This window comes from Companilactobacillus halodurans, assembly GCF_009600985.1.
Lineage (GTDB): Bacteria > Bacillota > Bacilli > Lactobacillales > Lactobacillaceae > Companilactobacillus > Companilactobacillus halodurans.
In genome coordinates this window covers 16407-36741 of record NZ_VDFP01000004.1, presented here as the reverse complement: position 1 = coordinate 36741, position 20335 = coordinate 16407, and the positions used below count along the sequence as shown (strand labels likewise).

The 20335-nt window shown below is 35.5% G+C and carries 19 protein-coding genes; 17 read left to right on the top strand and 2 right to left on the bottom strand.

What is annotated here, in order from left to right; all coding sequences use genetic code 11:
* The first annotated feature begins 32 nt into the window (after window positions 1-32).
* The 12 genes from FHL06_RS03115 (at window position 33) to FHL06_RS03065 (ending at window position 11326) form a co-directional block, all read left to right on the top strand.
* Window positions 33-947, top strand: coding sequence for an aldo/keto reductase (locus FHL06_RS03115; protein WP_153384784.1), 915 nt, complete (start codon window positions 33-35; stop codon window positions 945-947).
* A gap of 34 nt (window positions 948-981) precedes the next feature.
* Entirely contained in the window at window positions 982-1575 is a 594-nt protein-coding gene (locus tag FHL06_RS03110; RefSeq protein WP_153384783.1) for an NAD-dependent epimerase/dehydratase family protein, read from the top strand.
* Window positions 1576-1782: 207 nt separating this feature from the next.
* The gene (locus FHL06_RS03105; protein ID WP_238333951.1) at window positions 1783-2847 is read left to right on the top strand and encodes an extracellular solute-binding protein; all 1065 of its coding nucleotides are present in this window, start codon (window positions 1783-1785) and stop codon (window positions 2845-2847) included.
* A 36-nt stretch (window positions 2848-2883) separates the two neighbouring features.
* Window positions 2884-3060, top strand: coding sequence for a hypothetical protein (locus FHL06_RS14645; protein ID WP_238333950.1), 177 nt, complete (start codon window positions 2884-2886; stop codon window positions 3058-3060).
* Complete coding sequence (locus FHL06_RS03100) at window positions 3044-3928, top strand: carbohydrate ABC transporter permease (protein ID WP_153384782.1); 885 nt, start codon at window positions 3044-3046, stop codon at window positions 3926-3928. Before FHL06_RS14645 ends, FHL06_RS03100 begins: the two co-directional genes overlap by 17 nt.
* Window positions 3921-4739: a carbohydrate ABC transporter permease gene (locus tag FHL06_RS03095; RefSeq protein ID WP_153384781.1), complete on the top strand. Its 819-nt coding sequence runs from the start codon at window positions 3921-3923 to the stop codon at window positions 4737-4739. Before FHL06_RS03100 ends, FHL06_RS03095 begins: the two co-directional genes overlap by 8 nt.
* 8 nt (window positions 4740-4747) lie before the next feature.
* Entirely contained in the window at window positions 4748-5839 is a 1092-nt protein-coding gene (locus tag FHL06_RS03090; protein ID WP_153384780.1) for an ABC transporter ATP-binding protein, read from the top strand.
* Window positions 5832-6671: a metallophosphoesterase family protein gene (locus tag FHL06_RS03085; RefSeq protein ID WP_153384779.1), complete on the top strand. Its 840-nt coding sequence runs from the start codon at window positions 5832-5834 to the stop codon at window positions 6669-6671. Before FHL06_RS03090 ends, FHL06_RS03085 begins: the two co-directional genes overlap by 8 nt.
* A 136-nt stretch (window positions 6672-6807) precedes the next feature.
* A complete protein-coding gene (locus tag FHL06_RS03080) occupies window positions 6808-7845 on the top strand; it encodes a zinc-dependent alcohol dehydrogenase (protein WP_153384778.1) in 1038 nt (345 codons plus the stop codon).
* A 345-nt stretch (window positions 7846-8190) separates the two neighbouring features.
* Window positions 8191-9819: an APC family permease gene (locus FHL06_RS03075; protein WP_192917941.1), complete on the top strand. Its 1629-nt coding sequence runs from the start codon at window positions 8191-8193 to the stop codon at window positions 9817-9819.
* A gap of 115 nt (window positions 9820-9934) precedes the next feature.
* Window positions 9935-10474, top strand: a complete 540-nt coding sequence (locus FHL06_RS03070) for a DUF1836 domain-containing protein (RefSeq protein WP_153384777.1) — start codon at window positions 9935-9937, stop codon at window positions 10472-10474.
* A gap of 3 nt (window positions 10475-10477) precedes the next feature.
* Window positions 10478-11326 (top strand): DegV family protein, encoded by an 849-nt coding sequence (locus FHL06_RS03065; RefSeq protein ID WP_153384776.1) that lies wholly within the window; start codon window positions 10478-10480, stop codon window positions 11324-11326.
* A gap of 358 nt (window positions 11327-11684) precedes the next feature.
* Here FHL06_RS03065 and FHL06_RS03060 read toward each other — a convergent pair whose 3' ends face one another.
* A complete protein-coding gene (locus FHL06_RS03060; protein WP_153384775.1) occupies window positions 11685-14009 on the bottom strand; it encodes an ABC transporter ATP-binding protein/permease in 2325 nt (774 codons plus the stop codon).
* A gap of 187 nt (window positions 14010-14196) precedes the next feature.
* Here FHL06_RS03060 and FHL06_RS03055 point away from each other — a divergent pair, with 187 nt between their 5' ends.
* The 3 genes from FHL06_RS03055 to FHL06_RS03045 all read left to right on the top strand — a co-directional run bounded on the left by FHL06_RS03055 (window position 14197) and on the right by FHL06_RS03045 (window position 16985).
* A complete protein-coding gene (locus tag FHL06_RS03055) occupies window positions 14197-14748 on the top strand; it encodes a TetR/AcrR family transcriptional regulator (protein WP_153384774.1) in 552 nt (183 codons plus the stop codon).
* A 305-nt stretch (window positions 14749-15053) separates the two neighbouring features.
* On the top strand, window positions 15054-16286 hold the full coding sequence (codA, locus tag FHL06_RS03050) for a cytosine deaminase (RefSeq protein ID WP_153384773.1): 1233 nt from the start codon (window positions 15054-15056) through the stop codon (window positions 16284-16286).
* A gap of 15 nt (window positions 16287-16301) precedes the next feature.
* Window positions 16302-16985: a GTP pyrophosphokinase gene (locus FHL06_RS03045; RefSeq protein ID WP_153384772.1), complete on the top strand. Its 684-nt coding sequence runs from the start codon at window positions 16302-16304 to the stop codon at window positions 16983-16985.
* Between the two features lie 69 nt (window positions 16986-17054).
* On the opposite strand, the gene FHL06_RS03040 is transcribed toward FHL06_RS03045, so the two are convergent.
* Window positions 17055-17600 (bottom strand): GNAT family N-acetyltransferase, encoded by a 546-nt coding sequence (locus FHL06_RS03040; protein WP_153384771.1) that lies wholly within the window; start codon window positions 17598-17600, stop codon window positions 17055-17057.
* A gap of 241 nt (window positions 17601-17841) precedes the next feature.
* Between FHL06_RS03040 and FHL06_RS03035 the strand changes: the two genes are divergently transcribed.
* Both FHL06_RS03035 and FHL06_RS03030 read left to right on the top strand, forming a co-directional pair.
* Window positions 17842-19491: an alpha,alpha-phosphotrehalase gene (locus FHL06_RS03035; protein ID WP_153384869.1), complete on the top strand. Its 1650-nt coding sequence runs from the start codon at window positions 17842-17844 to the stop codon at window positions 19489-19491.
* 71 nt (window positions 19492-19562) lie between these two features.
* Window positions 19563-20294 (top strand): GntR family transcriptional regulator, encoded by a 732-nt coding sequence (locus FHL06_RS03030; RefSeq protein ID WP_153384770.1) that lies wholly within the window; start codon window positions 19563-19565, stop codon window positions 20292-20294.
* The last annotated feature ends 41 nt before the right edge of the window (window positions 20295-20335 follow it).

The following is a 20335-nucleotide window of genomic DNA, read 5'->3' as shown; positions in this document are numbered from 1 at the left end:
GTAACGTTTTCAAACAGGAGGTCTTTAATTTTATGGAAAACTTGGTCAAAATTGGTAGTACAAATGTAACAAGTAAAAAGATTGGTTTAGGGACTAACAAAGTCGGTGGACACAATCTCTTCGATAATTTAAAAGATGAGGACGGATATGCAGTCGTCAAAGAAGCTATCGATAAAGGAATTACCACGTTAGATACCGCCTATATGTATGGCGCTGGTCGTTCGGAAGAAATTATTGGCGATGTAATCAAAGATTACGACCGCAGCAAATTAGTGATTGCTACAAAGGCAGCTCAAGATCCTGATAATGATTTGAAAAATAATAATAGTCCAGAGTTTTTAAAAGATGCTGTTGATAAAGCTTTGAAACGCTTAAAGACAGATTATATCGATATCTTTTATATTCATTTCCCAGATGAAAAAACACCTAAAAATGAAGCTGTAGCTGCTTTAAATGAATTGAAGCAGGCAGGCAAAATCAGAGCAATTGGTGTTTCTAACTTTTCTTTAGATCAAATCAAAGAAGCTAACAAAGATTCGCTAGTTGATATCGTTGAGGATAATTACAGCTTGTTGCATCGGGATGCTGAAAAAGAATTGTTCCCATATTTGAAGAAGAATAATATCTCATTCGTACCATATTTCCCATTAGCTTCAGGTTTGTTGACCGGCAAGTATAGTGCGGCTGATTACAAGAAATTTACTCAATTCAGTCAAGCTCAATTTAAAGACGTCATTTCTGCTATTGATAAAGTCAGAAAGATTGCTGAAAAGTATGATGCAACAGTCGCCCAAGTTATTTTAGCTTGGTACATGAAGAATCCAGATATCTCAATCGTTATCCCTGGAGCAAGAAAGCCAGAGCAAGTCGACCAAAATGTGAAGTCACTCGATGTCGAATTGGGTAATACGGATTATCATGCTATTGACGAAGCATTTGATTTATAATGAAACAATTTTAATTGAAGGAGAAATATAAAGTATGTCAAAAAAAGTCGTAATTTTTGGTGCTAATGGATTTCTTGGCGGAGAATTTGCTGAACAATTTATTGAAAATGGCGATTCAGTTGTCAGCGTCTCTAGAACCGGTGAACCATTAGGAAATAAGTCTTGGTATAGCAAAGTTGATTGGAAAGTTGGCAATGCCTTATCTAAGGGTTTTTGGACACAATACTTGAAAGATGCTGATGTAGTGGTTGATACGATTGGCGAATATCAAGAAGATGCTAATGAGGATCTTACTTTTAGAAAGGTCAATTATCAAAGTGCTTTAAATATTGCCGATGCTGCTGAAGAAAATAAAGTTCCAATCTTTATTTATATTTCAGCGGATGATATTCCAGGTGCTAATGAGAAATATATCAGCACAAAACGTGATGCTGAAGAGAATTTGAACAAACGTAATTTTAGAACTATTATCCTCAGACCATCCAGAATGGTTACCGATGATGATGTTGTTGATAGCGATTCGCCTCACAGAAGTATTCCTGCCAGTATGGTTGCTTTAGCTGGATTGGATGCTGTTGATAATGCTAAAGAAAATGTCATTTTAGGTGTTAATGATATTGATAGTTAAAAATTATTTAATAAAGGAACTCTGATTGATTTTATATCAATCAGAGTTCTTTTGTTTTCATATTTATTCAAAAAGTGCAAGAATTTTTTGTCGACAATTTGTAAATTTTAAAGCAAAAAATTTACGAAATCTAAACAAAAAATATACCTTTTTTATACAACTGCTAGTTATGATTAATTCGATTTAAAAAGAACGGGGAGAAAAAATATGAAATCGAATTTATTTAAAAAGGTTCTTTTGACACTTGGAATATTGTCATTAGCTGTACTCTTTGCAGGGTGTGGAAAGAAAACTTCTGCATCAAGTGTAAAACACATAACTTATTGGCACGTTAATGCTCAGACTCAAGGTGGGGCAACCGTTGATGAGTTGGTGAAGAAGTTTAATGAAACCCACAAAAATATCAAAGTAACTGCAAAATATAATCCTGATATGTATAAAGGTTTGATGCAAAATCTTCAATCAGCACAAGCTTCAGGAAAAGTTCCTGATGTTACTCAAGTAGGTTGGGCTTATGATAATTACATTTCAAGTAACTTCAAATATATGACACCAACTGACGCTGCTAAGAAGTTTGACGGCAACAATAAATTTATTGATAGTAACTTTACTAAGAGAACATTATCTTTTGCAAAAGATAGCAAAGGCAAGTTAGTTGGTTTGCCATATTCTCTAAGTACGCCAGTACTCTTTATCAACAAAGATCTTTTGAGCAAATATAATATTCAAGAAAGTTCTTTGGATACATGGGAAGGTGTTAGAGAAGCTGCCAAAAAGATCCATGATGAATCTGGCAAGTATGGCCTTTATATCCAAGAACCTGGAGATACATGGGCTCAACAAGGAATTATGCTAAGCAATGGTGCTAAAATCCAAAAAAATGGTAAAGCGGATTTTGCTAGTACTGATGGAATTGCTGCTTATAAGTTCTATCAAGGCATGGTCAATGAAAAATTAGCTTTACATACACCTTGGGCTCAAGGTATGGATTCATTTGTTAAAGGTGATGTAGCAATGGCTTTCACAACTATTGCTCAAGCTTCACATATTAAAAAGAGTGCTAGTTTCAAAGCCTCAGCAATTTTAGCTCCACATTTCAAAGACCATAAAATGGTAGTTCCAGTCGGTGGTTCTATGCTTGCTATTACTGCCCAAGATTCTGGACAACAAAAAGCTGCTTGGGAATTTGAAAAATGGATGTATAAGGCCGAATCATCAGTTACATGGAGTAAAGGTACAGGTTACTTGCCTCCAACAAAAGCTGCACTTTAATCTGCTTCATTCAAAGATTACATCAAAGAAAATCCAATGCTTGAACCTGCTGTAAAAACTTTGGATAATGCTGTTCCATGGACATCATTCCCTAAGAAGGGATTACAAGCTGAACAAACAATGCTTGATGCAAGAGATAAAATCTTATCAGGAAATAATGTCGAATCCACTTTGAAAGCCGCACAGGATGAGATAAATGCTGAACAAAAATAAAAAATTATTACCATTTCTTTACCTATTACCAACAGGAATTCTACTGTTTGTCTTTATGGTAGTTCCTATTCTTTATACGTTTTATCTAAGTTTCTTTGATTGGAACATGATTGCCCCAACCAAGGAATTCGTTGGATTAAAAAATTACATTGAGGTCTTTACAGACCCAGTCAATCAAAAGGTAATCTTGAATACATTGATATATATTATCTTTTTGATTGTTTTGAATTTTGTGATTCCTTATTTCATTTCACTGGTAGTTAAATTTTTCATCAGTAAAATGCAAGGGGTTTATAAAGTTCTCTTCTTCATTCCAAGTTTGTTTTCACTAGTAGTTGGAGCAATGCTGTTCACTTGGATTCTTAATCCAGTTTCTGGCCCAGTCGCTTATATCTTAAAAGGTATCGGCGTCTCAATGCCTAACTGGTCTAACTCAGGGATCCTAGCAATTACAGTGATTTGTTTCATTACTAATTGGAAAGTTTTCGGATATAACTTCATTTTGCTATTAACAGGGTTAGGTTCGATTCCTGAGAATATCATTGATGCTGCCAAAGTTGATGGGATTCCTAAATGGAAATTGATTTGGAATGTGATTTTACCAATGAACCGTGGAATTGGAATTTATGTATTGATTCTAACAATCGTTCAAGGACTGCAATATGTATTTACGCCTATTAATGTAATTACCACAGGTGGACCTTACTACGGATCTTCAAATGTTATCTATCAAACTTATCTCAATGCATTTGTTTTATATAAAACTGGTACCTCATCAGCTTTAGCGATGACGACCTTTGTGATTTTTCTAATACTACTGTTTATTGAGATTCGTTTTGTAGAGAGGAAGACCAATAATTATGATTAAAAAGAAAATAAATCTTTGGCATATACTATTGTTCCTAATTGTTTTAGCAGCGATTTTACCAATCTTATTCATGTTGTCTAATTCTTTTAAAACTTTAAAAGATTCATATGCGACAATGTTAAGTTTGATTCCACTGCACCCAACCTTGAAGAATTTTTCAATGTTGAATCAACAAGTTAACTTGATAGGCTTGACTTGGAATACTTTCTTTATGGCTACTTTGGTAACAGTTGGAAAATTATTGACCGGACTTTTGACAGCTTATGCTTTTAGGAGCTATCAATTTAAAGGAAAGATGTTTATCTATTTACTATTTGTAGCCACGATCTTTGTTCCATTTACGATTGTGATGATACCCAACTATTTAGTAATTTCTAAATTGAATTTGTTAAATAACGTCGTAGGTGTTGCTTTACCACAATTATGCGATGCAACCGGAATAATGATTTTTCTTAAAACGATGGAAAAGATTCCAAATAGTTTGATTGATGCTGCTAAAGTTGACAGTATACCTAATCGAAAAATATTCTTTAACATCGTTATTCCAATTTTGAAGCCTAGTATCGTCAGTGTCGGTGCTATCTTCTTTATAAATTCCTGGAATGAATACGTTTGGCCAACTTTGATTTTGAAAGATAAATCAAGTTTCACTCTGCCTTTAGCCTTACAGAATTACATTTCAAGTGAAGGTGGTACCAATTTTCCATTGGCAATGGCTTTGTCAACAATCATGGTGATTTTGCCATTGGTCATCTATTTAATTTTCCAAAAATATATTCTTAATAGTATTAGCAATAGTGGTTTTGAATAGGAGACTTCATGATTAAAAGTAATGCAACGATTGAATTAAAAAATATTTCTAAAGAATTCAAAAATAGTAAGGTTATTGATGGAATGAATCTTTTCGTTAAGGCAGGGGAGTTTTTGGTTCTCTTAGGTCCATCAGGTTGTGGTAAATCAACTACTTTGAGAATGATTGCCGGTTTGGAAGAACCAACTTCTGGTGACGTACTCATTGATGGTGAAAATCTACAAAAATTGAGTAACGATGGACATGTGATTGCCATGGTTTTTCAAGACTATGCACTTTATCCGAATATGACCGTCTATCAAAACCTTGAATATGCGTTGAAAGTTCATAAAGTTCCTAAAGAAGAACGTCAAGCAAGAATCGAAAGTGTACTAGGAACTTTGAACTTAACAGAATACAAAGACCGTTTACCTTCGCAACTATCTGGTGGTCAAAAGCAACGTGTTGCCGTTGGTCGTGGGATGGTCAAGAAGAGCAAAATTTTTCTACTAGATGAACCTTTATCTAACATCGATGTTCAATTACGTGAAAAGGCTCGTGATGAGATTCAAAACCTGCATGTTATGAATCAACAGACAATTGTTTATGTGACTCATGATCAATTGGAAGCTATGGCCTTGGGCGATCGAATTGCTGTTATGGATCAGGGCATTATTCAAATGATCGATGAACCAGAGAATATTTATAATAATCCTACCAATTTATTTGTTGCTAAATTTATTGGTACACCACAGATCAATGTTGTTGAGGTCGTATTAAGGAATGGTGAGATGACATTAGATGGTGATGTTATCATGTCTAATCTTCAATTAAACTTGGAAGAAAAGAAATATTGTTTGGGGATTCGCCCAGAAAACTTGTCTTGTGCAAGAACTCGTCAAAGTAAGTTTGATTTGAAAGTTAAAATTGATGCTGTGATTGATTATGGACGCTTTGTTCAACTATCAGTTTTAACTTCAGATGGTACAACCTTAAAAGCTATCGTTAATAGTTTTGATTTTATTGTTGGCGAAGAAATTTATATTTCTTTAAGACAGCAAAAGAGCCTTTTATTTGATTGTGAAACTGAAAAAAATTTGTATTGGGGTAAACATGAGTAAATATAAAGTGATTCAAATAACAGATACCCATTTGACTCCAAGGGGTAAAGAAGCATCGAATAATCAGCAAATTGATCCCTATTTAAAGTTGAATAGTATCTTCACAGATATTTCAACAATGCCCGAAAAGCCTGATATGATTGCTATTACAGGTGACTTGATTCATGAAGGAACAGTGATTGATTATGTTGATTTAAGAGAATTGGTAGAAAAAGCCGAAGCTGAATTGAAGATACCTATTAATGTTGTGTTAGGTAATCATGACCGTTTAGAAGAATTCTTTGAAGGCTATGTTCAACAACCAAGTCGTGAGAAATACTATTATCTAAAAGAAACTCCTGAAATGAATTTCTATTTTTTAGATAGTAAATTTCATAATGATGAACCTGGATATTTGGGTGAAGAGCAGTTGGCTTGGTTGAAAAACAATTTAGCAAAATATTCTGATAAAAAATCATTTATCTTTTTACACCATCCCGTTGATGGTCCTGGTATTCACCACATGCGTTATAGCATTTTACAAGAAAGTGATGAACTCATGCAGGTTATAACAGACACGTCAGTTCAAGCAGTTTTTTCAGGGCATATTCACTTTGAAACTTCATTTGTTAAAGCGGGTATCTTAATGCATTCAACTGATTCAAGTGCTTATCACATCAATTGTGATAATAAGAATAAACATCTGATTTATGATGCTACTTACTATGACATTATCACGATTGAAGATGGCGGAATTGAAACTGAAACTAGATGTTTGTATGAAGGCCAAGATATTATCAATGATGTCGATGTTGATGATACAGGCTTTGTGAAAGATAGAACTACAAATTAGTTCTTATAAAATATTAGAATCCGGCCTAATTTTTGGCCGGATTTTTTATGCAAATTTGAATTTATAACCAAATTTAACAATCTTGTGAACAATGCTACAATGAAATCGGATACATAAAGAAAAGAGGCCTTTTTGTATGGATGGAAAAGTTGCTGTTTTGACAAAGACGAATCATATTGAGGTTAAGACATTACCTATTCCAGAAATTAATGATGATGAAATGCTAGTAAAAGTTGAGGGGTGCGGTATTTGTGGTACTGATGTCTTCGAATACAAGAGCGATCCCTTCAAATACATTCCAGTTAACTTAGGTCACGAAGGTACTGGCGAAATCGTTAAGATGGGGAAGAATGTTAAAACTGATTGGACTGGCAAGCCTCTAAAAGTTGGCGATAAAATTGTTTGCGGACCAGCTTTGAATGGCGATATTTACGGTCTAATGGGCGGTGAAGAACACTACTTTAATGGCTGGCTTTCAAATTATATGGTCATCAATCCTAACAGCGTCGTTTTCAATGTTAGTGATATGCCACTAGATTTGAGAATTTTAATTGAACCAGCTGCAGTCAGTTCACACGCCGTAGCTAAATCTAAAGAAATTTATACCTTCAAACACGGTTCAACAGTTGTCGTTCAAGGAGTTGGACCAATTGGCTTAATGGTCATTGCTCAAATGAAGACTTTGGGAGTTCGTCACATTATTGGCGTCGACGGTAACAAGAGTCGTCTTGAGTTAGCTAAGAAGATTGGTGCAACTGATGTTATTAACATTGAAGATGGAGATCCTGTTGAAGCCGTTAAGAAATTGACTGGCGGCAAGGGAGCTAATTTTGCTTTCCAATGCACTGGCTCAACTAAAGGAGCAAGTACGATTTGGAACTTCTTAACTGATCACGGTGGTATTTGTGAAGTTGGATTCTTCGTTGATAATGGCGAAGCAAGTTATAATCCACACTTCAATATTTGTATGCCAGAGACAAAGGTCACTGGTTCTTGGGCTTATGTTCCAGATGATTGGGTCGAAGCAACTGAATTCTTACGTGAAACTAAGAGTGAAGGCATGGATATGACTCAATTGATTACTGATTCTTATCCACTAGATCAAATGAATGAAGCTATGGCTAAGAATATTAGTGGTACTGGCGTTAAAATCGTTTATAAAAACAATGAATAATTGAATTATCAATAATGGAGTTACTTAGACTAAGTTTTTAGTTTAAATAACTCCATTTTTTACGCTAAATTTCACACGCAGGAATAAAAAAATTCCTCCAACTAAACTTTTTATATCTTATCCAATTTTTTTGTGGTAGAATATTTCGAGTTGCTAACTTTCCAAATTGTACACTAAAAGGTCAATCGTTACGGTTGCGGTCATGTCGGGGAAGTAAGCGCTTGAATTTATTTATATTTTTAAATCATTTTTTAATTAATTCGCCGAAAAGTATTGTATATTTGATGTAACCATTAGGTGTAATAAATTAAGAAAGTACGATTTATTTTCACTGAGGAAAACGCCATGACAGATTTGGGAACAGAAAAGAAATATATTAGCTGGCCGGTATTGGCCCTGATGGATTTTGTAACAGTGGTTGGATTCGATGATCTAACTTACAATTTCCAAAACCAAGGGATGGGTGTCATTACATCCTGGATAATTATGATCCTGTTGTATGTTGTTCCGTACTCGTTGATGGTTGGGCAGTTGGGCTCAACCTTTGATGACGATGGTGGAGGATTAACATCATGGGTCAGAGAAACAAGTGGAGAGTTCTTAGGCTACTTTGCTGCTTGGACATATTGGGCTGCATCCATTCCGTATGTTGTGGATACCGCTAATACAATTGCCGTTGCACTAGGTTGGGTCGTATATGGGAATTCCAAATTGCAAACGCAGATGTCGAATAGCCATTTCGCTTTATTTACGTTGCTGATTTTTGTGTTCTTTATTTTTATACAGTCGCGTTTCGAGCGCTCACTTGAAATATTAAGTACCATTGGTGGAATTGCCATGTTTGGGATGACCGTCTTATTTGTTATCATGACAGTCACAGCACTATCCATGGGTGGTCACATTGCCACGAAGCCACTGACATTGCATACGATTGTACCAACGTTTAATTTGCACTATTTAACAACCTTAGGCTTCCTGATTTTTGCCATCAACGGTGCCGAAAGAATAGCGCCATTTGTTACTAAGATGCGCAATCCTAATCGAGATTTCCCTAAGGCAATGATTATGTTGTCAGTGATGACCGGATTTTTGACAATCTTTGGATCATTTTCACTGGGGGTATTTTTCAATGCCTACCATTTGCCAGATGACTTGAAGATAAATGGTTCATATTATGCCTTTCAAGCATTAGGACAGAGATTTAACATTGGCAATACCTTGATGTACCTGTTTGCTTTCACAGAAATCTTCTATTTAGCAGCGTTACTGGCTGTTTTGTTGAACGCCATGACGAGAATGCTGATTTCTGATACTGGCAATAAGTACATGCCACAATTTTTGAGAAAGACTAATTCAGCGGGCTTGCCAATCAACGGCTATCTGCTGACGGTTGGTCTGAGCGCTTTTATCATGTTTTTGGGGATATTATTGCCGAACATGAAAGATATATTTAATTGGTTATTGAATTTAAATGGAATTATTTCGCCGGGAGTTACTTGTTGGATTTTTTGGTCCTTTATCAAGGTTAGAATGAATGATGATAAATACCATTCAGGATATGTTTATATTAAGAATAAGACGATGTCTCTAGCAGTTGGTTGGTGGTGTCTGATTTTGACTGGTGTTGCCACGATTGCTGCAATTGGGCCACAAGATGTGCCCTTTGGTTCGTCGATGTGGTGGTATGAATTAGTAATCAACTTTGTTGCGATTATCGTTTTAGTCGGACTAGGTTTTATACTTCCATATATTACTAAACGGGAGAGACGCAGTCAGACTGGCACAGCCTTTACTAGAGGTCAAAGTATCGGTATCTGGGTTGCCGTTTTAGGAACTTTATTAGGAGATTTATATCTAGGAGATACAAATTTCAGTAGTAATATTGGATACATCATATTGTTGACTGACGCCGGACTAGCGATGATAATAGCTTTAGGTTGGCGAGAGTACGATTCAAAAGAGAGTCTTGAATAATTGGTATTCAAGGCTTTTTTTGTTTCAAATTTACATCTAGTTTTAAAAACTAGTTTGAATAGTTAAAATAACTATGATAAATTATAATAGTAATTACTAAAGGAGAGCGCTTGTTATGGATGAATTGCAAAGCTGGCTAAATAAATTAGAAGAGTACCGTTTACCGAGATTTGAGGAACTGCCTGAATTGGAATTGTACCGTGATCAACTATTAACACTAGTTGATAAGTACGTTGGTCCAGTTTGGCTTGAGGACGGTCCAGTTGTTACAACTTCAATGGTCAATAACTATGTAAAAAATGGCTTATTGCCACATCCTGTTAAGAAGCGCTACACGCGTGAACATTTGGCTTATTTAATAGCCATTACTTTTTTGAAGCAAGTCGTTTCCTTCGACGATATTCAAAGAGGTTTAGAGATTCAAACTAGGTTAAGTGGAGGAATCGATAAGACATATGATTTCTTCTGCGATAAACAAGAAATTGCTTTAAAGATGTTGAATCACCGCGAAGAGAAACAAGCTATTTCAGAAAAGAATCAATCATCAGCTTATTTGATGATTGAAATGGTCACGTTAGCCTTTGCGACAAAATTAGTCACAAAGAAAGTAATTAGAATTGAAAGTAAGAATACTTTAGACGAAAAGAGTAAATAGAAAATGGAAAAGATTGCTGTATTGGTAGACTCTTGTTGTGATTTGCCAAAGGAATATCTTAAAAAAACTGGCGTTTTTGAATTGCCAATGCAAATTGCTTACCATGACAAGACTTATCTTGATCGAGTTGACATTTCGGCTGAAGAAGTTTATCGAAATTTACCAGTAGAAATTCCTAAGACATCTTTGCCTTCAGGAGATTCTATACAAAAAGCACTCGATGAAATTGCTCAAGCAGGTTATACGCACATCTTGTCAATTTCAGTCTCATCAGGATTAAGTGGGACTTTTAACTTTTTAAAAGTCTTCTTAGATGATGATGATCGTTTCACGACTAAATATTTTGATACTAAACAAGTTGCAATTGCTTCAGGTTTAATCGCTGTTGAAGCTAAGAAACAAGTCGATGATGGAAAATCATTTGATGAAATTGCAGCTCATGTTGAAAAAATGATTGATCACGCAATGGTTTATTTCTGTATTCCAACTTTGACATACTTGAGAGCCGGTGGAAGAATCAGTGCCGTTGCCTCAGCAGTTGGTGGAGTTCTAAAATTAGCACCAATCATAACTTGTAAACCAGATGGAACCTATACCATTGCTGCTAAAGCTCGTGGTATGAAAAAAGGTAAAAAGTTGATGCTAGGATATGCGCAAGACTTTCTTGATGAAGGCGACGAATATCTAATCGGAATCGGTCACGGAGACAATGAAGAAGGCGGACTCTCAATGTTAGATTTGTTGCACGAAAATGGCATCAAAGGAAAAAGAGAGTTCATCGAACAAGTAGGCCCAGCCCTTGGAGTTCACACGGGACCCGGATTGATTGGGATAGCTGTGGTCAAAATCTAGAGAGGGCGGAGCAAGGGCGTTCAGCTTCCGGAGCCTAAGACAATTTCACAGATTGGCTGCGGAGCAGACGATATGGGAAATAGCCTTAGGTGCAGAGAGTTGCCCCACTGTAACTCGTTTCGGAAGTTAACCACAATCCCAAGGTTTAAACGTATAAATCTAGGGAATTCAAACATAAAGAAATAAGCACTAAAAAAAGACCAAATCTTGGACTCCAAACATCCAAGTAAAAAAATCTATCATAAACATAAACAAAGAAATAACCCAAAATTCCTCAAAGAATTCAGGGTTATTTTTTTTCACCAAAAAAAAGGACCAACAAATTGAAAATTTGCTAGTCCTTATAATAATTTAAATACTATTCAGAACGAAGTGCAGTTGCAGCATCTTTCTTAGCTGCCATACGAGCAGGAATGTGACCACCAATAACGGTCAAGACCGTGCTGACGATAACTAGAATGATTGCATGGACTGGGTTCAATTGTGAAACGTTCGATAAATCAGTCATATTTTTCAGAATAATATTGATTGGGAAAGTTGCCAGCCAGGCGATGATAACACCTAGCAAACCGGACGTAACACCAAGAATCGTGGTTTCAGCATCGAAGACACGAGTGATATCTTTCTTTCTAGCACCCAGAGCCTTCAAAATACCAATTTCTTTAGTTCTCTCAAGAACGGAAGTATAAGTGATGATGGCAATCATAATCATACTTGTAACTAAGGAAATTCCGGCAAAGGCCACGAGTACGTAAGTGATAGCATCCATCAGGCCACCGGTCAAATTAGATACCTGACCAGCCAAGTCTGTATAAATTACCTTGTCGCTAGCTTTCTTACCTTTATTGTACTTATCAAGATACTTCAAAACTTTGTCTTTGTTTTTAAAGGTATTTGGATAAATTAGAATGCTTGCTGGAGTAGTAGAACCACCTAAGTAACTGACAAGAGATTCTTTAGTGGTATCGTCAGCAGAAGCGCCAGTTAGGACATTTGAATCGCTATTCTTTTGTGCTTTAACGATATCGGAATTCTTATTATTAGCAATGATATTTTGTGTCAATTTATCACTGTAAGCAATTCCTGATGAAAGAATGTTTTCAGATGATTTCGACTTAACTCGTAAAATACCTGAGATTTTAACGGTCGTATTATTGGAGTTATTGTAAAGAGAATCCATGTCAGTATTAGGAGCGTACATGCCAGCACCTAATTGACGATAGTAATCATTGTTGTTAACGATTTTGAATTCTTGACCAACGATTTTGTTGAAGTCAAGCTTTTGACCATCTTTAACTTTCATGCCGATGTTCTTTAAAGCATTGATATTAGTATCGTTATTACGATCTACGATTAAAACGACATCGTTAGCATTTTGAGGCATTGAACCAGAGATAACTTTGTAGTGCTTCTTCAAAAAGTTCTTGCCGTCATTTGAAGTCGATGGGTAGACGGAACCCCCGATACCAGTTGATGAAGACATGGCAGAGGTCATTGTACTTGTTGGACTGGAGCCACTGGTATTAGAGAATTGAGCTGTTTTGACTTTACCATTTATCTTAGTCAAAAGATTCATGCCAGTTGAGTAAGTATAAGTAACATCTTTACTCAATTCAGGGTCGAGTTTTTTGATGTAGTTCAAGTAATTCTTGTTTAATTTATTCGTGTGAGTCGATTTTTCCTGTTGGCTCAATTTAGCGGTAACTTGTTTGGAATTGGATTTCTTAACTTTATCAGTTGAAGGAGCAGTTTGTTTCGAGGCTACTTGAGAAATCGTTACTGGAAATTGCGCCAAAGTATTGCCCTGGGTTTTATCGATTTGTTTTTGGAAACCAGACGATAGAGCTAGAACAATTGCAATACTGATGATACCGATACTGGAAGCGAAAGCCGTTAAAGCGGTTCGCGCTTTTTTAGTCTTCAAGTTAGTGAAGGATAGTTTTAAGGCTGTCCAAAAAGTCATCTTAGTTTTCTTAAGCTCAAAATTATCCTTTGATTCATCTTCAGTGTATGGATTTGAATCGTTGAGAATCTTACCATCGGCAAAATTGATAATTCGATCGGCGTATTCATTAGCTAAAGTTGGGTTATGAGTAACCATAACAACGAGTCGTTCTTTGGATAATTCCTTGATTAGCTTCATGATTTGTTCACTAGTTTCAGTATCTAGGGCACCAGTTGGCTCATCACAAAGTAAGATGGAAGGATTATTAGCAATAGCACGGGCGATGGCAACACGTTGCAGTTGTCCACCAGATAGTTGGTTAGGCTTCTTGTTGATATGTGGACCTAAGCCAACTCTTTCCAAAGCTTCACGTGCTTTTTGCGTTTTCTCTTCATTAGGAACGCCACTTAGGGTCATTCCCAATTCGACGTTGTCGAGAATGCTTAAGTGACCGATAACGTTGTAACTTTGGAAGATGAAACCAACTGAATTGTTACGATAAGCGTCCCAGTCAGACTCCGAAAAGTCCTTAGTCGACTTGCCATCAATTACTAAGTCACCAGAATCGTAAATGTCTAAGCCACCAACTCCGTTTAGCAAGGTTGTTTTACCAGAACCACTAGGTCCTAGGATAGCAACGAATTCTTGCTCACGAAAGGAGACAGAAACGTCATCCAATGCTTTAGTAACGGAATCGCCAACGTAATAATATTTTTTAATATGTTTTAATTCCAGCATTTATTTAATCCTCTTATTTATTATTTATAGATATTTTAACAGACAGTTTGTTACACTGTCATTATTGCAACACTATGTTTAATATAATAATAATTTTGAGAATAACGTGCAATCGTCAATCTGAGACAAGCTGTTTTTAAAACAACACTTAAGATATTTTTGTTGCATAAGAAAATGAGGTTTACCTATGGTTGGAATCAAAAATAATCGCCGCACCAAATATACTAAAGAAATTATTCAAAAAACTGTTTTAGATCAGTTGCAAGAAAAACCGATTGATGCAATTACAGTGACTGATATTTGTAAAAAAGCTGATATCAATCGAACCACCTTCTATCGTTATTACGATGATATTTATGATTGCGTCGATACGATTGAAGATAAGTTTGTCGACACAATTGAGTTGCCAAAAGATTCAACGCCATTCAAATCTTTAGAGAAATTACTGGAAGCATTTTATAAAAATCATCAGATCAGCAACTTAGTTTTTGTTGAGGGTAGAACTAGATTGCTGGAAAAAATGCATCAAGTGATGTCGCCTGGAGACAAAGAAATGTCCAATTTTGATGAGTACCAAGGGACTTACATAATGCTTGGAATGCAAGGAATTATGAAACGTTGGGTAAAAAATGGTATGAAAGAAACCCCTTATCAATTGACAAAAATAATTGAAAAGGTCTTGTTTGCCGATGAATTGCGAGCTGCTAGAGATAATCTTAAAGAAAAACAATCTCAATAAATCAGACATTTGTGATTTCTATGATGTTTGATTTATTTTGAAGAGTTTTCGCCTGATGAAATATTGATTAGATGTAGAATAGACATAATGACGATTTTAGTTAGTAATTAATATAGAAGAAACTAGAATTGTCTTATTCCTTTATTAGCATGAAAAGGGAATACAACGTAAACTATCGGTTTGAACTCTTATCAAGCTAATAGGATTATTTTTGATAAATCTAGTCGTGAGTCAATAATAAGTAAATTTGGCAACGTCAACTAAGAAATTGTATACTATATCAAAATTCAGAGGAGCAAAGCGTAATGTTATTACAACAAGTCAAAATTCAAAATCAAGCGCCACAAGATATCAGAGTTGAAGATGGAAAATTTGTCGAAATAGCTGATCATATTGAGCCTAAGGAAAATGAAGAGGTCATTGTAGGTCACGATAGATTATTGTTGCCACCATTTGTTGATCCACATGTTCACTTAGATTCGACTTTAACTGCTGGTCAACCTGAGTGGAATGAAAATGGAACTTTGTTTGATGGAATTCGTATTTGGACAGAACGCAAAAAAGAACTGACATATCAAGATGTCAAAAAAAGAGCTACTTTAGCTTTGAAGATGCAAGCCAGTCATGGAATCCAATTCGTTCGGTCACATGTTGACGTGACTGACCCAAGTCTGAAAGCTCTAAAAGCTTTGATCGATGTGCGTGAAAATGTTAAAGATTGGATGACTTTACAACTAGTCGCATTTCCTCAAGAAGGTATCTTGTCTTATCCTAACGGCAAGGAATTGATGGAAAAAGCTGTTAAATTAGGTGTTGATGTTGTGGGAGCTATTCCACATTATGAATTCAATCGGGAATATTCAGTCGAATCATTGCGTTTTGCAATGGATCTTGCTCAAAAAAATGATTTGTTATTCGATGCTCACACTGATGAAATTGACGATCCTGCATCCAGAAGTCTTGAAACGATTGCTACAATTGCCTACGAGAGCGGTATGGGAGACAAAGTGACCGCTTCACATACAACTGCGATGGGTTCATATAACGATGCTTATATGTATAAATTGATGCGCTTATTGAAGATGTCAAAGATGAACTTTATTTCTAACCCATTGGTCAATATGTACTTGGGTGGACGCTTCGATACTTATCCAAAGCGTCGTGGTCTAACGCGTGTCAAAGAGTTGACGGAAAATGGCATTAATGTTGGTTTTGGTGAAGATGACATCAAAGATCCATGGTATCCAATGGGTAACGGCAATATGTTCGATGTTTTGACAGAAGGATTGCACGCTACGCAAATGATGGGTCACCAACAAATTATGGATTCGTACAAATTCATCACTCTCAATAGTGCCAAAATCATGCACGTTGAAAAAGAATATGGAATTGAAGTTGGCAAGCCTGCTAATTTTGTCTTGTTAAATGGGCACAATTTCTATGATGTTTTGAACAAGCGTTCAGAAATTTTACTTTCAGTCCATAATGGTAAGGTGATTGGCAAAACTAAACCCGCCGAAACTGAACTGTATATTTAGTTAAAGGATGGAGAAATGATACTAGAAAGACCCAATGCGATAAATCTAAAATCATTACAAACAGAACTAGGCGATATTGAAAATCGGCCTAACGTTGAAGAATTGTCAAAAATGATTAAAATGTATCAATTGTATCAAGCTGGAGAAAAAGAAATTAGCACCAAATTGGAAAATTTAGATTCAGAATTTCAAGTCAATTTCGATTACAATCCCATTCACCATATGGAATCACGAATGAAGCGTATTCCCAGTCTGCTGAAGAAAGCTCAAAGAAAGGGTTATGAGTTAACAACTGAAAGTATCAAGGCTAATATTTATGATATTGCTGGAATTAGAGTCATTACTAATTACATCGACGACATTTATAAAATTGAAAAGATGTTAACTAGTCAATCAGATATCACGCTTTTAAGACGCAAGGATTATCTGAAGCATCCTAAAGACAGTGGCTATCGTAGTTTACACATTGTCATTAAAGTTCCCGTTTTCCAATCGCATGGTCCGATTGATGTCCCCGTTGAAGTTCAGATTAGAACCGTTGGCATGGATATGTGGGCTAGCTTGGAGCATAAATTGCGCTACAAAACTGATGCTGACAGTAAATTGGTAGATAAATACGGTCAACAATTAAAAAACTATTCTGATGAATTAGAAAATATCGAACGTGGGATGCAAGATATTCACAAAAATTTAATTTAATATTTAATTTAATATAGAACAAAAATAGTCCGACTAACTCAAAATTGAATTAGTCGGACTATTTTTACCTTAAACGGCTCGTTGTTGCTTATTATCATTTAACCAATCTGCTTTAGTAAGTTCATAAGCCATGACTTTTATTTCAACTCCATCATCTGGTGAAACAAAAGTTTCAATTGAGCCCAAATCTCTCATACCCATCTTAAGCATAACTTTGCCCGAGTTAGGATTAAGATTTGCATAATGAGCCTCAATTTTATCGAGATTCAAGACTTCAAAACCATATTGCATCATGGCATTGCCAACCTCTGCTACATAACCGTGACCCCAAGCTTTTTTACTCAAAGCATAAGTTAAGATGCCGACGTTATTTTCGGGATGGAATTCATAAAATCCAATAACTTCATTAGTAGCTTTTTCTTCAATGGCAAATGAAGTCTGTTGTTCTTTTAAGAAATGTTCTTCAAATAGTTTTGTGAAGTTTTCAGATGTCTTAGTATCACGATATCTGACATACTTCATAATTTCTGGATCAAGGATAATTGTTTGTAATTGATCATGATCAGCAGTTTTGAATGGACGAATGATCAATCTGTCTGTAATAATTTGAAGCATGATTTTTATCTCCTATTTTTTGACTAGGCTCTGAATAATAATACAAATTTATAAATATGTAAATTAATTTGTTTTTTAAAATTGAAAATTATTTTTAAGGTGGATATCGCCATTAGGTAGCGTTAAAAGGCGCTTTCATGGATTTTTGACGATTTTAAATGATTGACAGGTGTATAAACATATTATAAGATTATCGCGTTATATGAGGTTTTATCATTATATTGAGGAGTACTAAATGGATATGAAGGAATGGCAAAAAGAAACTGTGTATCAGATTTATCCACGCAGTTTTCAAGATTCAAACGGAGATGGCGTTGGTGATATCAACGGCATTATTTCTCGACTAGATTATTTGAAAAAATTGGGTATTGGTTTGATTTGGTTAACGCCAATGTATCGTTCACCAGGAAATGACAATGGGTACGACATTGCTGACTACTATCAGATCGATCCAGTTTTTGGAACGATGGATGATTTTGAAAGACTGTTGAATGAAGCACATAAACGTGGAATAAAAATCATTATGGACATGGTTTTGAACCACACTTCAAATGAAAACCACTGGTTCCAAGAAGCTTTGAAGTCAAAGGATAATCCTTATCATGACTTCTATATTTGGCGTGATCCCGTTGATGGTCATGAACCAAATAATTGGGTTTCAAAATTCAGTGGCAGTGCCTGGAAGTACGTTCCAAGATTAAACCAGTATTACTTGCATCTTTATGATGTAACGATGCCTGATTTGAACTGGCGTAATGAAAAATTACGTAATAAAATCTTTAAAATGCTTAAATATTGGGCAAATAAAGGTATTGATGGCTTTAGACTTGATGTTATCAATAATATTTCGAAGGATAAGGATTTACCAAACGATACTTTCAAAACTCCTTTAGACGATGGTCGTAATTTTTATACCAATGGACCACACGTTCACGAATATATTCACGAAATGTACGAAAAGGTCTTTGGACCTAATCAATTCGTGACTGTCGGTGAATTATCTTCAACGCCTATTTCAGAAGCTGTTAAGTATACCAATCCTAAACGTCAAGAACTATCAATGGCCTTTACATTCCATCACGTCAAAGTAGATTATACTAACGGTAAGAAGTGGACTTTAGGTCATTATAAGTTAACTGATTTGACTAAAATCTTAAGTGATTGGCAAGTTAAGATGAATCATCAAGGCGGTTGGAATGCGCTATTTTGGAATAATCATGATCAACCTCGCGCGATTTCTCGATTTACCAATGATAGTAAATATCGTGATCAATCAGCTAAATTATTAGCGATGGTCGAATTTGGATTGCAAGGGACGCCTTATATTTATCAAGGTGATGAAATTGCGATGAAGAATGCTTACTTTACTGATATTAGTCAGTATAATGATCATGAATCGATCAATGCTTATGATGAATTGATTCAAAAGGGTGTTGATAAGAGTTTAGCAATTAAAATTTTGCAACAAAAATCTAGGGAAAATGCCCGTTTGCCAATGCAATGGAACTCCAAGCGTTACCATGGCTTTACTAGTGGTCAGCCTTGGTTAAAGCCTGAACATCATGATGACTATTCAGTCGAAAAGGTTCTTAAAATGAAGAACAATGTTTTCAATTTTTATCGAGCTTTGATTTTCCTTCGTAAGAATAAAACTTTGTTGACGAATGGTACTTATAAATTAATTAATTCAAATGATAATAGTGTTTATAGCTATGAAAGAGCTAACAAAAAGGGTAAAATTTTAGTAATGGCTAATTTCACTGACCAAGTACAGGAAAGAAAAATCGCAGCCGGTTTTGATTTGCTTTTAGGAAATTATGAAGGAATTAAACTAAATGATAGAACAGTCACGTTGCGGCCATATGAATCTCTAATGTTAGAGAGTAAGTAAAAAAACACCCTCTGGGTGTTTTTTATCATGGCAGAGGGGAAATTTTTATTAGTGTCAATTGAGGAGAAAAAATGCCAAAGAACTTATATTCAGATATATATCATATTTTAAAGGGCAAAATTGATAGCAACGTTTATCCACCCAAAACAATCTTACCTGGTGAAGAAGATTTATCGGAGCGATTTAGCGTCACTCGCAATACAATTCGTCGTGCTTTGAAAAAACTACAATCAGATGGTTTGGTTTACACTGTTAAGGGTCGTGGAGTCGTAGTTTTGGAACCAATCGTCGACAACCGAGTGATTTTCTCAGCTGCCAATCATTTTGGTTTCCAAGATTTAATGAGTTTTCCACAAAATAAGTTTATTAAAAAATTAACGACAGAGGTTTTGAGATTTGAAGAAGTAGAAATCGATGGTGAACTTTCTAAGCAAACCTCATTTAATGTCGGCGACATAGCATACTTTGTGGAAAGATTACGAATGGTCAATGGCAAGGCAATGGCAATCGATACCAGTTACTTTAGAAAAGACAACATTCCTAATTTAACTTTAGCTGATGCCAAAGGGTCTATCTATCAATATATTCGAGATGAAAAACTCTTTAAAATAGCCGCTGCTCGTTCGGTTGCAACAGTTGAAACTGTTAGTGAGAGAGAAAATGAACTTTTGGATCTCAAAAAAGCCAATTGCGTCGGTGCTTTAAAAAAGTACGTCTACACGGATTTGGGCAGTTTATTTGAATGTACGGAAACAAAATATGTTCCTGATCATTTCTCCTTAGTTGGATTTGAATCATATTAAAATACGTAAAATAAATGGACAAGGTAATCAATTTTGACTAC

Bases quoted from the DNA above. Each gene is read 5' to 3' on its own strand.
- FHL06_RS03040 (WP_153384771.1), bottom strand. From the start codon at position 17,600: ATGCTTCAAATTATTACAGACAGATTGATCATTCGTCCATTCAAAACT.
- FHL06_RS03070 (WP_153384777.1), top strand. From the start codon at position 9,935: ATGGATGAATTGCAAAGCTGGCTAAATAAATTAGAAGAGTACCGTTTA.
- FHL06_RS03095 (WP_153384781.1), top strand. From the start codon at position 3,921: ATGATTAAAAAGAAAATAAATCTTTGGCATATACTATTGTTCCTAATT.
- FHL06_RS03080 (WP_153384778.1), top strand. From the start codon at position 6,808: ATGGATGGAAAAGTTGCTGTTTTGACAAAGACGAATCATATTGAGGTT.
- FHL06_RS03115 (WP_153384784.1), top strand. From the start codon at position 33: ATGGAAAACTTGGTCAAAATTGGTAGTACAAATGTAACAAGTAAAAAG.
- FHL06_RS03075 (WP_192917941.1), top strand. From the start codon at position 8,191: ATGACAGATTTGGGAACAGAAAAGAAATATATTAGCTGGCCGGTATTG.
- codA (WP_153384773.1), top strand. From the start codon at position 15,054: ATGTTATTACAACAAGTCAAAATTCAAAATCAAGCGCCACAAGATATC.
- FHL06_RS03085 (WP_153384779.1), top strand. From the start codon at position 5,832: ATGAGTAAATATAAAGTGATTCAAATAACAGATACCCATTTGACTCCA.
- FHL06_RS03090 (WP_153384780.1), top strand. From the start codon at position 4,748: ATGATTAAAAGTAATGCAACGATTGAATTAAAAAATATTTCTAAAGAA.
- FHL06_RS03035 (WP_153384869.1), top strand. From the start codon at position 17,842: ATGAAGGAATGGCAAAAAGAAACTGTGTATCAGATTTATCCACGCAGT.
- FHL06_RS14645 (WP_238333950.1), top strand. From the start codon at position 2,884: ATGCTTGAACCTGCTGTAAAAACTTTGGATAATGCTGTTCCATGGACA.
- FHL06_RS03110 (WP_153384783.1), top strand. From the start codon at position 982: ATGTCAAAAAAAGTCGTAATTTTTGGTGCTAATGGATTTCTTGGCGGA.
- FHL06_RS03030 (WP_153384770.1), top strand. From the start codon at position 19,563: ATGCCAAAGAACTTATATTCAGATATATATCATATTTTAAAGGGCAAA.
- FHL06_RS03055 (WP_153384774.1), top strand. From the start codon at position 14,197: ATGGTTGGAATCAAAAATAATCGCCGCACCAAATATACTAAAGAAATT.
- FHL06_RS03060 (WP_153384775.1), bottom strand. From the start codon at position 14,009: ATGCTGGAATTAAAACATATTAAAAAATATTATTACGTTGGCGATTCC.
- FHL06_RS03100 (WP_153384782.1), top strand. From the start codon at position 3,044: ATGCTGAACAAAAATAAAAAATTATTACCATTTCTTTACCTATTACCA.
- FHL06_RS03065 (WP_153384776.1), top strand. From the start codon at position 10,478: ATGGAAAAGATTGCTGTATTGGTAGACTCTTGTTGTGATTTGCCAAAG.
- FHL06_RS03105 (WP_238333951.1), top strand. From the start codon at position 1,783: ATGAAATCGAATTTATTTAAAAAGGTTCTTTTGACACTTGGAATATTG.
- FHL06_RS03045 (WP_153384772.1), top strand. From the start codon at position 16,302: ATGATACTAGAAAGACCCAATGCGATAAATCTAAAATCATTACAAACA.